Origin of the sequence: uncultured Chitinophaga sp. (assembly GCF_937874145.1) — a bacterium.
Taxonomy (GTDB): domain Bacteria; phylum Bacteroidota; class Bacteroidia; order Chitinophagales; family Chitinophagaceae; genus Chitinophaga.
Window position 1 is genome coordinate 1 of sequence record NZ_CALNBI010000393.1, and the last position, 12,715, is coordinate 12,715.

At 56.1% G+C, this 12,715-nt stretch carries 9 protein-coding genes and 1 riboswitch; of the genes, 4 read left to right on the forward strand and 5 right to left on the reverse strand.

Translation table 11 applies throughout. The features are described 5' to 3' along the window. Window positions 1-861, forward strand: an 861-nt coding sequence (locus Q0510_RS19110; protein WP_298715360.1) for an aldehyde dehydrogenase family protein, incomplete at its 5' end; no start/stop codon positions are given. A 128-nt stretch (window positions 862-989) separates the two neighbouring features. Here Q0510_RS19110 and Q0510_RS19115 read toward each other — a convergent pair. After that, on the reverse strand, window positions 990-2,093 hold the full coding sequence (locus Q0510_RS19115; RefSeq protein ID WP_298715363.1) for a 2-aminoethylphosphonate--pyruvate transaminase: 1,104 nt from the start codon (window positions 2,091-2,093) through the stop codon (window positions 990-992). Continuing rightward, complete coding sequence (locus tag Q0510_RS19120; protein ID WP_298715364.1) at window positions 2,090-3,418, reverse strand: DUF5690 family protein; 1,329 nt, start codon at window positions 3,416-3,418, stop codon at window positions 2,090-2,092. The genes Q0510_RS19115 and Q0510_RS19120 overlap by 4 nt, the downstream gene beginning before the upstream one ends. A gap of 302 nt (window positions 3,419-3,720) precedes the next feature. Here Q0510_RS19120 and Q0510_RS19125 point away from each other — a divergent pair, with 302 nt between their 5' ends. Next, window positions 3,721-6,849 (forward strand): SusC/RagA family TonB-linked outer membrane protein, encoded by a 3,129-nt coding sequence (locus Q0510_RS19125; protein ID WP_298715365.1) that lies wholly within the window; start codon window positions 3,721-3,723, stop codon window positions 6,847-6,849. 17 nt (window positions 6,850-6,866) lie between these two features. Beyond that, on the forward strand, window positions 6,867-8,375 hold the full coding sequence (locus Q0510_RS19130; protein ID WP_298715366.1) for a SusD/RagB family nutrient-binding outer membrane lipoprotein: 1,509 nt from the start codon (window positions 6,867-6,869) through the stop codon (window positions 8,373-8,375). A gap of 72 nt (window positions 8,376-8,447) precedes the next feature. On the opposite strand, the gene Q0510_RS19135 is transcribed toward Q0510_RS19130, so the two are convergent. Genes Q0510_RS19135 through Q0510_RS19145 form a run of 3 tightly spaced genes read right to left on the reverse strand, consistent with a single transcriptional unit; the run spans window position 8,448 to window position 11,959 of the window. Next, window positions 8,448-9,383, reverse strand: coding sequence for an ABC transporter substrate-binding protein (locus tag Q0510_RS19135; RefSeq protein WP_298715368.1), 936 nt, complete (start codon window positions 9,381-9,383; stop codon window positions 8,448-8,450). Between the two features lie 59 nt (window positions 9,384-9,442). Beyond that, a complete protein-coding gene (locus Q0510_RS19140; protein ID WP_298715370.1) occupies window positions 9,443-10,039 on the reverse strand; it encodes a DUF6580 family putative transport protein in 597 nt (198 codons plus the stop codon). A gap of 15 nt (window positions 10,040-10,054) precedes the next feature. Next, window positions 10,055-11,959 (reverse strand): TonB-dependent siderophore receptor, encoded by a 1,905-nt coding sequence (locus Q0510_RS19145; protein ID WP_298715372.1) that lies wholly within the window; start codon window positions 11,957-11,959, stop codon window positions 10,055-10,057. A gap of 103 nt (window positions 11,960-12,062) precedes the next feature. Then, window positions 12,063-12,269, reverse strand: a riboswitch (cobalamin riboswitch). 47 nt (window positions 12,270-12,316) lie between these two features. Between Q0510_RS19145 and Q0510_RS19150 the strand changes: the two genes are divergently transcribed. Then, window positions 12,317-12,715 (forward strand): amino acid permease (locus Q0510_RS19150; RefSeq protein ID WP_298715373.1); only part of this gene is annotated, 399 nt, incomplete at its 3' end.

Here is a 12,715-nt window from a genome sequence, read left to right on the forward strand (position 1 = left end):
GAGTTGCTGTACGAGGCAGGATTGCCGCCGGCCATGCTGAGCGTGTTGCTTGGACCCACGGCCGAAGTGGCGGAAGTGCTGGTGACGGACCCGCGCGTGGAGCTTGTTTCCTTTACGGGCAGCGTGGCGGTGGGAAAACATATTGCAAAGAACGCCGGCTATAAGAAAGTGATCCTCGAATTGGGCGGCAACGATCCGCTGATCGTGCTCGAAGATGCGGATATGGACCTGGCCGTAACACTGGCGGCGGAAGGATCGTACCGCAATTCCGGGCAGCGCTGCACGGCGGTGAAGCGCATCCTCGTGCAGGAAAGCATTCACGACGAGTTCGTGGAAAGACTGATCGAAAAAACAAAGGAATACCTGGCCGGAGACCCCCATCTCCCCGAAACCCGCGTTGGCACGGTGATCGACGAGCCGGCGGCTAAATATCTCGAAGATGTGGTGGCGAAAGCCGTGGCCCAGGGCGCGAAAGTGCGCATCGGCGGCCGCCGTACAGGCGCTTTGCTGGAACCGACCGTAATCACCGACGTTCCCCGCGACGCGCAGATGGTGGTGCACGAATCCTTCGGCCCACTCGCGCCCGTGATGAAAATCAAAGACCTGGAAGACGCGGTGCAGCTGGCCAACAGCACAGCTTACGGGCTTTCCTCCGGTATTGTTACAAAAGACATGGAAAAGGCGCTCTACGCGGTGAAAAACCTGCGGATGGGGACGGTCAACATCAACGAAGTGCCGGGTTACCGGATCGAGAGCTCGCCCTTCGGCGGCATCAAAGATTCCGGGCTGGGCATTAAGGAAGGCGTGATCGAAGCCATGAAGTGCTTTACATACGTGAAAACATTTTCCCTGCCCTGGTAGGGCGCTCTTTAAACGTTTGTATGCAGCGGCCGCGGGTAACCGTGGCCGTTTCTATTTTAGTTAAATGGAAAGAAAAAAGGCGCACCTTTTCAGGGGTGCGCCAGGTGTAGTTGTGTCAGGGAAAAATATCAGGAAAGTGCGGGCTGCTTTTGCACGATCTCGCCGATGGCTTTTACGAGCGCGGCCACATCTTCGGGGAAGATCTGCCCGATATTGCCGATGCGGAAGGCGTTGGTTTTGCTTAGTTTGCCGGGATAGATCACGAAGTTGCGGTCGCTGAGTTGCTGGTAGAATTGTTCGAAATGGAAGGTGGGATCGTTGGGATAGAGGAACGACGTGATGATGTGCCCCTGTATCTCCGGCCGCAGGTATTGTTGAAATCCAAGGGCTTCCATGCCCTTGTCCAGCGTTTCCTTGTTTTTGCGGTAGCGCGCCTCGCGGGCGGGGATGCCGCCTTCTTCCCGGAGCTCCTGCAGCGCCTGGCGGAACGCCATGATGCTGAGCGTGGGCGGCGTGAAGCGGAATTGCCCGTTGGCTTCGAGGCCCTGCCATTGCTCGTACAAATCAAGGCTGAGGCTGCGCGCCTGGCCTTTCGTTTTCAGTAAGGACTGCTTTTCCGCGATGATGAAGGCGAAACCGGGAATACCTTCGATGCATTTGTTGGAGGAGGAAACGAGGTATTGGATATGCGCCTTGCGGATATCGAGCGCAACGCCGCCGAAGCTGCTCATGGCGTCTACGATGAAGGTTTTGCCGAGCTCCGCGCAGATCGCGCCGATGGCTTCGATAGGGTTGAAGAGGCCCGTGGTGGTTTCGCTGTGGATGCAGGCTACGTGCGTGATGTAGCTTTGTTGTTCCAGCAGGTGGTGCACGGCGGCGGGGGCTGTTATTTCATCTTCTTCGAAACGCAGTACGGTATGCGGGAGTTTGTGGATGGTGCACATTTTGACGATGCGCTCGCCATAAGCCCCGTTGCTCAACACGAGCAGGTGATCGTTTTCGCCGATAACGCTGCTGATCACGCTTTCCACGCCAAATGTGCCGGAGCCCTGCATCAGCACGGTTTCATATCCTTCTTCTTTCGACACATGCCCCAGTGTGAGCAGTTCTTCGCGGATCTGTTTCACGGCATCCACGAAAAGCGCGTCGCGCGAGCCCATATCTTCCATGGCGGCGGCTTTTACGGTTTGAGAAGTAGAGAGCGGTCCGGGCGTGAATAACAGTTTCTTCATAAATGTATTGTAAAGTTATGCAGTTTGGGCGCCGTTGGCTCTGGTTTTTCCCACAGCTTGCGGAGGCCATTTTTGCGGTTGAAATATACGAAAGCGGTAATAAGCAGGGCGAGACAGGCGAAGCACAGCAGGTAGCTGAATTGCATCAGCACGCGGCTCCAGCGGAGGTCCTTCATGAAAAATTCGCGGTACAGCAGTAATCCCACGCTCCCCAGGTACCCGATGGCATCGCAGCCGTATACGAAGAACCCGGCGTTGGCTTTCATTTTAAACAGAGCGATCAGCCGTTCGAACAACGCCACCTGGATGGGGATATATGCAAGGAAAAGCCCTGTGCCCAGGCTCAGCATCCAGCTGTAAGAGCTGATGGCCTGGCGGTGGAAAAGCACTGTGCTGGCGCCCGTCATCAGGATGCCGATCGCGATCAGCCCATTCGTGGCCCAAAGCCCGCGGATATTATTGCGGATCAGCGACAACGACGACACGCATGCCACCACGATCACCGTGCTGATGAGCTCCGTTTGCGCGAGGATGCCGCTGTTCCAGTGGTTGCCGCCGATCTCGTTCCAGATTTCCACGCTGAAGTTGTCGCGGAAGTCGCGGAGCGTGGTGAGCAGGCAATATATCAGCAGGATGCAAAGCAGCCCGGGCCAGTAATTCCGTATGATGGTGTTTTTGTCCTGCGGCGTCATCGGTGCGCGCTCCGCCCGCAGGAGCCGGTCGGTTTCGCCGGGCGCAGGGATGACGGAGAGCATCCAGATGAAAAGGCAGGTCAGGGGCAGGAAGAGGAGCCCTATGACGAAGGGCATCCAGAATTCAGAGATCGCCGGGAACAGGGAGTGGATCTCCAGGTAAATGGTTTTAAGAATGCCGGAAGCCGCGATGATAGAGATGCTGAGCCCCATCGCCAGGATTTCCGTGAAGCGCCGCCCTTCCAGGAAGCTGAAGATCACGCCCCAGACCATCCCCAGCGGCAGGCCGTTCAGGAATAGAAACAGGAAATTATAGGGATAGGGAACCAGCGCAAACCCCAGTAACGAAACCAGTGCAAACAAGATAAGCCCCGCCACCAGCCGGATACGCTGGCCGGGCCGCAGTTCTGAAATGACCTTAATCCCCGCGAACTTGGAAACCATATACCCCAGCACCTGTGCGATGATGAGCACGGTCTTATATCCCAGGCCGAAAAGGCTCAGCCCTTCGTAAAGCCCGGTGTTGAAGGGCTTGCGGAACGCGTACATGCAAAAATAAGTGCCGAAGGAGGCCAGCAGGCACCAGGCAATAAAGAGAAGTCCCGAGGGCTGTTGCAGTCTTTTGGTGATCATAAACGAAGTGTTTAGTATAGCCAACCTGTCACCTTCTTCGTGTTTAATATTTGTAAATTATAAAAATTCTTTAAATTCGGGAAAGTTTCTGCTAAACTTTTTAAAGATTCTACCAAAATCAAGTATGATAGGCTATTAGGTTGCTATTCAACGAAGGTCGCACGTTTGGAATTTACCCCCGGATTTCAGGTGTTAAGGAATTATTATTTTAATATAACTATACTATTAAATTTAGTAATACTTAACATTTCCTTTATACGATCACCGCATTTTTGTTTTGAAAACCGCTTAATCCTTTCCTTATGCAACACGTTCTACAGCCACTCCTCAGGGTCGCGCTCCTCGCACTCGCCCTCGCGATGCCATGCTCCCGGGCATGGGCGCAACACCCCGTCTCCGGCCTCGTTTCCGCCGAAGACCAACAACCCGTCCCCGGCGTCACCATTAAAGTAAAAGGCGCCAACACCGGAACCGTCACCGACGGCGAAGGAAAATTCTCCATCCGTTGCGCTTCCGACGCTATCCTCCAATTCACCTCCCTCGGGTTCGTAACGCAGGAAGTCCCCGTCAACGGACAATCCACCCTGAACGTAACCCTGCTCACCGACAAAAAATCGCTCGACGAAGTCGTGGTCACCGCCCTCGGCATCAAAAAAGAAAAGAAAGCCGTCGGTTTTTCCGTACAGGAAGTAAAAGGCTCCGACCTGGTGAAGGCCCGCGAGCCCAATGCCATCAACTCCCTGTCTGGCAAAGTGTCCGGCCTCCTCATCGCGTCCAACCCCAATCTTTTCGGTAACCCCGATATCCGCCTCCGCGGCGTGAAACCGCTCATCGTGGTGGACGGTGTTCCCATCAGCTCCGACTCCTGGAACCTCAGTCCGGACGATATCGAATCGTACTCCGTGCTGAAAGGCCCCACCGCCTCCGCCCTCTACGGTTCCCGCGGCGTGAACGGCGCCATCCAGATCATTACCAAACGCGGAACTGCCGGCACCCGGGTGGAATTCAACACCAGCCAGCAATTGCAGGCCGGTTATAATGCCATCCCCGAAACACAGAACGATTACGGCCCCGGTGATTATGGCGAATATGCCTTCGGCGACGGTAAAGGCGGCGGGATCAATGACGTGGACTACAACCAGTGGGGCCCCAGATTCAATGTCAAAGACCCCTCCACCGCCAGCGGCTGGAAAGAGCTCCCCCAGTTCGACAGTCCCATCGATCCCGCCACCGGCGAACCTATCCCCACGCCCTGGCTGCGCCGTGGCCCCAACAACCTGAAGAACTTCCTGCGCAACGGCTTCCTTTCCACCGCCAACGTCGCGGTTTCTTCCAGGAACGAAAAAACGGATATCCGCTTGTCGGCCTCGCATACATACCAGCGCGGGCAGGTCCCGAATACGCACGTCAATATCACGAACGTGAACGTGGCCGGCGGCGTGAATTTCACGGATAGGTTGCGTGTAGACGTGAACGTGAATTACAACAAGCAATACACACCCAATTATCCCAACCTGGCCTACGGTCCCAACAGTTTCATTTACTACCTCACTATCTGGGGCGGGGCCGACTTCGATGTGCGCGACCTCCGCAATTACTGGCAGCCCGGCAAGGAAGGCATCCAGCAGTATAACTTCGAATACTTCCGGTACAATAACCCCTGGTTCATCGCCAACGAGTGGCTGCGCGGATATTACAAAGACGATATGTACGGTTACGTTTCGGCGAACTACAAGATCGCGAAGAACTTCAACGCCATGCTGCGCACGCACATCAACGCCACCAATCTTTACGAAAACAATAAACTGCCCTATTCCGCCGGCGCTTACGAAGCCAACCTGAAAGGCAAGTACCGTGAGTGGTGGACGTATAATTTCGAGAATAACACCGACTTCCTGCTGACCTGGGACAAGGATTTCGGGCGGCATTTCGAGTTGTCGGCCCACGCCGGCGCCAACCTCCGCACGCTCAACAACCGCAATATCTACGGTGAAACGGCTGACCTGCTCATCCCGATGTGGTATAACTTCGAGAACACGAGCGAGCAGCGCAAGCCCACCAATTACACCGCCACCAAGCAGGTGGGGAGCGCCTATGCCTCGGTGGACCTGGCTTACAGGAATTACCTGTTCCTCGGCCTCACAGGGCGGATGGACCACTCCTCCACGTTGCCCCTCAGCAACAACACTTATTTCTATCCCTCCGTGTCGGTCAGCGCCATCATTTCCGAAATGATCAAAATGCCGGGCTTCATCGATTACTGGAAAGTGCGCGGCTCCTGGGCGCGCGTGGGCGACGATATCGGCCTGTACTCCAATATCGCGAACTATACGCTGGGCACCCGCTGGGCCAATATGCCTTCGGCTTATTACGCCGATAAGATCTTCAACGACCAGATCGAACCGTATTTCAGCACTTCGTTCGAAGTGGGGACAGACCTGCGTTTCCTGAAAAACCGGGTGGGCCTCGATGTGGCGTATTACAGGGCGGTGGATGGCCCGCAGGTATTCAATAATCCCATTTCGGAAACTTCCGGTTACCTGTCGAAAGTTCTCAACGGGTTGAAATATCTCCGCCGCGGGGTCGAAGTAACCCTGAACGGCACCCCGGTTGCTTCGGGGAAATTCAAGTGGGACGTCATGCTGAACTGGACATCCTACAAACCCTACCTCAAGGAAGTCTACGGCGATCAGCAGAAACTCGGCTATATCAGGATCGGGGAACGATCCGACGCATATTACACGACGGATTTCTACCGCTCGCCCGATGGGAAAGTGGTGTACGGGACTAATGGTTTGCCGGTGAAAGACCCGATCCCGAAAAGGGTTGGCTATTTCACTCCCGATTGGTTCGGCGGCCTCAGCAACACGTTCACTTACGGCGACTGGCGCTTCTCCTTCCTCCTGGATGGCCGTGTGGGCGGGAAGACGTTGAACTATGTGAACCAAAAACTCTGGCAGGGCGGCCGCCATCCGGATGCAGGGCCGGCGGAAAGGGAGAAAGACGCGCTCCGCGATCCCAATACCGGTAAACCCATCCCGCATTGGACGGGCGATGGCGTGGTGGTAACGAAAGGCGAACTGAAACGCGACGGCGACGGAAACGTGATTTCCGATACCCGCGAATTCGCACCCAATACGAATAAGACCACCTTCCAGGACTGGGCGTACAACCTCATGGGTGCTGAAATCTCCAATATCATCGACCAGACTTTCGTAAAGCTCCGCGACGTTACGCTGACGTACACGCTGCCGGCGAAAAAGCTTTCCCGGTCGCCGTTTAAATCCGCGAATGTTTCGTTCGTGGCGCGCAACCTGTTGTACATCACCAAATACAAGAATATCGACCTCGATCAGTTCATCGATGGGGCGAACGGGCTGCAAACGCCTTCCGTGAAAAGCTACGGCGTTAACCTGAATTTCTCCTTCTGATCCGTAAACCAACGAACATGAAACACATCACCAACATCCTCATATGCGCAACGCTGGCGATGGGCGCCGCGTCCTGCAAAAAGTTCGAAACGCTGCAAGACAACCCGAACAAGCCCACCGTTTCGCCCCCGGCGCTGTTGCTCACGGGCGTCCTCATCGATCTGAAAGAAAACCCCTGGGACCAGGCGCAGCGCGAAAACCAGTTCTGGGTCTCGAATTTCGACTATTACGCCAGCCAGGGTTACAACTGGAGCTCCACGGGCATGCGCTACAATGTGTTGCGTAATATCCAGAAGATGGAAGAAGAAGCCTCCCGCCTGGGCGGCGACGAAAACCGGCCGTATCTCATCATCGCCAACTTCCTGAAAGCCTGGTGCTACCTGGATATGACGATGAAGTTCGGCGACGTTCCCATGAGCGAAGCCATGCAATCCGCATCCGAAAACTTCACCCCGAAATACGATCCGCAGAAAGAAGTCTTCCGCCAGGTGCTCGCCCTGCTGGAATCTTCGGCCACCGAAATGAAAGCCTTCCTCGATGCGGCCAGGCGCAATAAGATCAACGGCGACTTTATGCTGGACGGCGACCTGGACAAATGGCACAAGCTGATCAACAGCACCCGCCTGCGCGTGCTCATCAACCTCAGCAAACATGCCGACGATGCCGATCTGAAAGTGAAAACCCAGTTCGCCGCGATCCTGGCATCTCCCGCCAACTTTCCCATCATGACCGGTAACGGAGATAACTACCAGGTGGTGTTCAACGGCAATATCCAGGATAACCGTTACCCGCTCGGGCCCTACAACCGCGGCTTCGACCGTGGCCGCAACAACATGGGCGCCACCTACCTCGATTCGCTGGTGGCTTACAAAGATCCCCGCACTTTCGAGATCGCGGAGCCGGTGGATACGGCCAAATCGAACAATGTTCCCGGGTATGCCGCCCGTTTCTCTTCTTACAAAGGCGGCCGTACCGGCGATGTGTTAAGTGATCTGTCGTCGCAGAATGCGAACGGGTATTTGTCTTACGGCAACGAACGCCGCTACTGGCAGACGGGCAGCGGCGAGCCCTGCATCCAGCTGGGCTACCCCGAAACCTGTTTCACCATCGCGGAAGCGATCCAGCGGGGCTGGGCGCCGGGTAGCGCGGAGGATTGGTATAAAAAAGGGATCATCGCTTCGTTCGCGTTTTACGGGCTGGGCGAAGACGTATTCAATACCTGGTATGCCGCCACGCCGAAAGTGCAGTACAAGGGAAATAATGCCGAAGGCCTGAAACAGATCCTCCTGCAGAAATACCTCGCCTTCTTCATGAACTCCGGCCGCCAGGCGTATTACCAATACCGCCGCACCGGCATCCCGCAGTTCGACATCGGGCCGGCCAATGCCAACGACGGCAAGATCCCGAAACGCTGGCTCTATCCCCAACGCGAGTACCAAACCAATAACGACCAGGTCAAAGCCGCGTTGCAACGCCAGTTCGGCGGAACAGACGATATCAATGGCGATATGTGGCTCATCAAATAATGACTTGAATTGCAAAAAAAGCGGCCTCCAGGTCGCATGAAAAAGGCCTCCCGTTCGGAAGGCCTTTTTCATTTATGCGGTAACCGCCTTCGTTTCAACGGAGCGGAATTTATGTTGCAAATGTTGCGGTGGCGGGAAGATGTGGGGGTGGAAAAGATGGGCGAGCACTTCCACGCCGTCGGTCAGCGTGCTGGCGCTGGGTTGGGTAAAGAGGTCATAATCCGCGAGGTATACCTCGTTGTTGCGGACAGCCTGCAGGTTGTTCCAGCCCGGGACTTTGGTCACCAGGTCCAGTTCTTCGAGGGAGCGGCCGGTCAGGAACCCGCAGGGTGCGATCACGAGTACTTCCGGGTCGTAGCGGAGGATTTTGTCCCAGGGGGTAACGATGGAGTCGCCCGCGGGGTTCGACAGCATATCGACGCCGCCGGCGTAGGCCACCTGGTAAGGAATCCAGTGGCCGCAGTTGTACACGGGCGCCATCCATTCCATGATCATCACGCGGCGCAGGGGCGAGCGGTGCTGGCGAAGGCGGTCCACCACGGCGTCGAGCCTTTGCTGGAGAGCGGTAACGTAGCGGAATGCGGCGGCTTCTTCTCCCAGGGCGCGGCCGATGGTAATGGCGCACTGGAATACATCATCGAGGTTATTGGGACTGAGGCTCACGAGCTCGGGTTGCTTCTCCAGTTTATACACGGCCTGCTGGGTGCAATGCGTATCGATCTGGCAAACTTCGCACACGTCCTGCGTGAAGATCACGTCTGGAGCGATATCGGCGAGGAGCGGCTCATCTACGTAATACAAACTTTTGCCCTGCGCCTTGGAAGCGGAAAAGATCCGGTCGATTTCCTCGCTGCTGTACTGTTTGCCTTCCAGCACGCAGCGCACTACTTTCCGCTTTTCGTCCAGCGCCTGCGGCGGGCATTCGAAAGTGATGCCGTCGAGCAGGTGTTGCAGTCCCATATCATAGATCATCTGGGTGGCGGCGGGGAGGAAGGAAGATGCGGTCATGTTGAGCTCGGTTGTGGGTGGAAGAAAAAAGGCCGGTTTGCGGCCGGCCTTTTAAGTATTTATCGGGCGGAAAGCGCCGGGATCCTGTTTTCCAGCCAGCTGAACAGCCCAAAGAAGAGGCCGCAGTACACGACATTGGAAATCAGGGTGTTTTTGATGAAGGGAAGGCCCAGTGCGTAGCATTTCATCAGTCCGGAGAAGTCGCGGGAAAACGGCAGGCCGGTAGTGATGTCGATGCTGGTGGGGCGCATCCAGGTGCCGAAATCCACGATCAGCCAGTACACAACGGCCGCCAGCACGGCGCCGCCCAGTACGGGGATCACTTTCACGTCGCGGATCACCAGTTGCCCGATAAGCACCATCGCGGCGAAGCCGATATAATTCCAATACCATCCTTCGAACAGGAATCCGTCTGCATACGCAGCATATACCGTTTTCATCATGATCACGTCGCTGAAGAACAGCGCCAGCAAGGGAAACAGGTAACTTTTCCATTTGTCGGCGAACATGGCGCCGCCGAAGAGGGCCATGGCTCCCAGCGGGGAGAAGTTGGAGAACGGCGTGAGGTTGCCCGCGGCGGTCACGCGCAGGATGCCCCCGGCTACGATAAACAGCAGCAATACAATGAAACGCGGCTGGATTTGTTTGATGGACATGCGTCAGTTTTTAAATCAGAATGAAAAAGATACCCCGCTCTGCATGTTGAACCCAAGCACGGAGTAGCCGTAAATTTCCCAATATTTTTTGTTATTGGTGATATTATTTGCGTGCAGGAAAATTTTGGCCTTCCCGAAATTATACTCCGCGTAGGCGTTCCAGATAGTATACGCTTCCAGCTGGATGTTTTCGGCCGACCAGGCATTGGGCGCATAGTACAGGTCGCCGCGGGTGCCCGTGTGGCGGAGGCTGGTGCCTACGAACAAGCCTTTCGTAGCCTGGAATGAAAGATCGATCTGGCCCGTGTGGTTGGGGCGGCGCACCAGGTTGGAGTAAGTGGTGTCTTTGCCGGAGGGCGCCTGCGTCGTCACCTGGCCGTCTACATACGCATAAGACGCTTTCACGTTCAGCCTTTCGATGGGCCGCACGCTCACTTCCACTTCCACACCCTTGTCGCGCTGCTGGTTGAAGTTGATGTATTTATAATTGATGTAGGAAATCTGGTCCTTGATATTCCGTTTGAAGCCCACCACGCGCAGGTCCAGCTTGTTTTGCAGCAGGTAAGTCTGGATACCGGCTTCGTAGCTGTCGGCGTGCTCGGCCTTCAGGTCCGGGTTGCCATACTGGCTGTACAGCGAGGTAAGCGTCGGCGCTTTGAAGCCGGAAGCCACCGTGGCAAAAACTTTCAGCTTATCTGAAAAGACGTAGGACGGGTTGATGGTGTACGTGAACTTGTTGCCGTATTTGTTGTGGATGGTGTAACGCCCGCCCAGCTCCAGGTTGAAGCCGTGGAAGTTCTTCAGGAACAGCGAAACGTAAGGGCTCACGGTGTTCTGGCTGTGCTTGTCCCAGGAATTGTCTTCGTCGGGCTCGGCGTTGATCATCTCCGCCTGGCGGTATTCCACGCCGGCGAGCGCCTGCAGCCAGTTGGTGACGTCGTAGTGGCTGTACACTTCCGCGAAGTAGGAACGCCCGTCGAGGTGGGTGGTGTCCCAGCCGGTTTCGTCGAAGCGGTTCACGCGCTGGTACGCGAAATTACCGTGAATATTGCCTTTGTTGCCGAGCGCGTACTGCGTGCGCACGCCGGAATGCAGGAAGTCGGATTCGTTGCGGTTGATGCGGGAATCCGCGAAAGAGCCCCCGTCGAAGCGGCTTTTATAGTCGCTGTAGAAAAGGAAAGGCTGGATGCGGAAGTTTTCCGTGGCCTGGATGCCCACGGTGGCGTTGAGGCCGTTCTGGCGGTAGCCGTCGCGGTCGAACACTTCTTTCACGGAATCGGGCCGGGCGGCTTCGGAAATGCCGTCGGTGGTGAAATGGGTGAAGGCGATGTTGTAATCGATATTGTCCTGCTTGCCGCGGAGGCCCAGGGAGCCTTTCATGGTGCGGTTGGAGCCGAACATAAGGTCGCCGAAGACGTTGACGGGTTTGTTGCCGCCTTTCTTCATGATGATATTGATCACGCCGGCGATGGCGTCTGCACCGTAGAGCGTCGTTTGCGTGCCGCGGAGGATCTCGATCCTTTCCACCTGGTCGATGGGCAGGAAGCGGAGGTCGATGGCGTTGCCGGTGAGGCCGGTGGCGTCGGCAACGGGGATGCCGTCCATGAGGATAGTGGTGTACTGGGAGGTGGCGCCGCGGAAGTAGACTTCGCGGTTTTTGCCGGGATTGGAATAGACGCCGCCGATCACGATGCCGGTGGATTCGTTGAGCACATCTGCCACGGTGCGGCCCAGGTTCTGTTCGATCTGGCGGTTGCCGATGATGGTGAGGACCTTACCGGTTTCGCTGAGTTTCTTGGCGAATTTGGTGGCGGTAACGGTGTAAGTGCTGAGCTCGGAGACGCGGACGGAGTCCTGCGCCCATGCGATCTGGCTGGCGGCGAGGACGCCGGCGGTCAGGATCAGTGATGTTTTTTTCATGTAGGCCATAGATTATAAAAAAATCAGTGGCGCCTGGGGAAATTGAAAAGTACGTATGTTGGCTATGCCGCATATGCCCTCCGCTTTTCACCCGAAAGCGCGGATAAATCAAAAGGTATGCGGCAGGTCTTCTGGCTTCGCCCGCTTTTCAGGAGGCCTTCCCGTTCCGGTGCACCGGAATAGTGGCTGGGGATCCTGAAAATCTTGAATGCGGGCTTACAGCTACGGGGATAGCTCCGGATTTGCACCGGATTCCCTATTAATGCCAGCCCCGGTCAGGAGCAAGGCAACCGTTTACCGGCGGCAAACCTACGGATATTTTGGTAAATAAGGCGTTAATCGGTTATCTTGTATGATATGAGCATCAAACCGAAACTCGGGCCTTTCGACCTCACCATGATCGTGGTGGGGCTGGTGATCGGGATGGGGATATTCCGTACGCCGGTAAGCGTAGCCCGGGAAACCGGTACCCCCGCGCTGTTTTATATGGTTTGGGTGCTGGGAGGGCTCGTTACCTTGTGCGGGGCCCTGACCTACGCCGAAATCGGCTCGCGCTTCCCGGTAGCGGGCGGTTTTTACAAAGTGCTGTCGCACGGCTTCCACCCCGCCTATTCGTTCATGATCAACTGGACCCTCGTCATCTCCAACGCCGCTTCCATAGCGGCGGTTTGCATTGTGGGAGCGGAGTACATCGGCCCGGTGATCCTCCCCGGCTCCATGCAGCACGAAGGCGGGCGCAAGGCGATCGCCATTTCG

Excerpts from the sequence above, each read along its gene's own strand:
- Q0510_RS19115 (WP_298715363.1), bottom strand. The coding sequence starts at position 2,093 with ATGAAGAAACTGTTATTCACGCCCGGACCGCTCTCTACTTCTCAAACC.
- Q0510_RS19120 (WP_298715364.1), bottom strand. The coding sequence starts at position 3,418 with ATGATCACCAAAAGACTGCAACAGCCCTCGGGACTTCTCTTTATTGCC.
- Q0510_RS19145 (WP_298715372.1), bottom strand. The coding sequence starts at position 11,959 with ATGAAAAAAACATCACTGATCCTGACCGCCGGCGTCCTCGCCGCCAGC.
- Q0510_RS19140 (WP_298715370.1), bottom strand. The coding sequence starts at position 10,039 with ATGTCCATCAAACAAATCCAGCCGCGTTTCATTGTATTGCTGCTGTTT.
- Q0510_RS19125 (WP_298715365.1), top strand. The coding sequence starts at position 3,721 with ATGCAACACGTTCTACAGCCACTCCTCAGGGTCGCGCTCCTCGCACTC.
- Q0510_RS19130 (WP_298715366.1), top strand. The coding sequence starts at position 6,867 with ATGAAACACATCACCAACATCCTCATATGCGCAACGCTGGCGATGGGC.
- Q0510_RS19135 (WP_298715368.1), bottom strand. The coding sequence starts at position 9,383 with ATGACCGCATCTTCCTTCCTCCCCGCCGCCACCCAGATGATCTATGAT.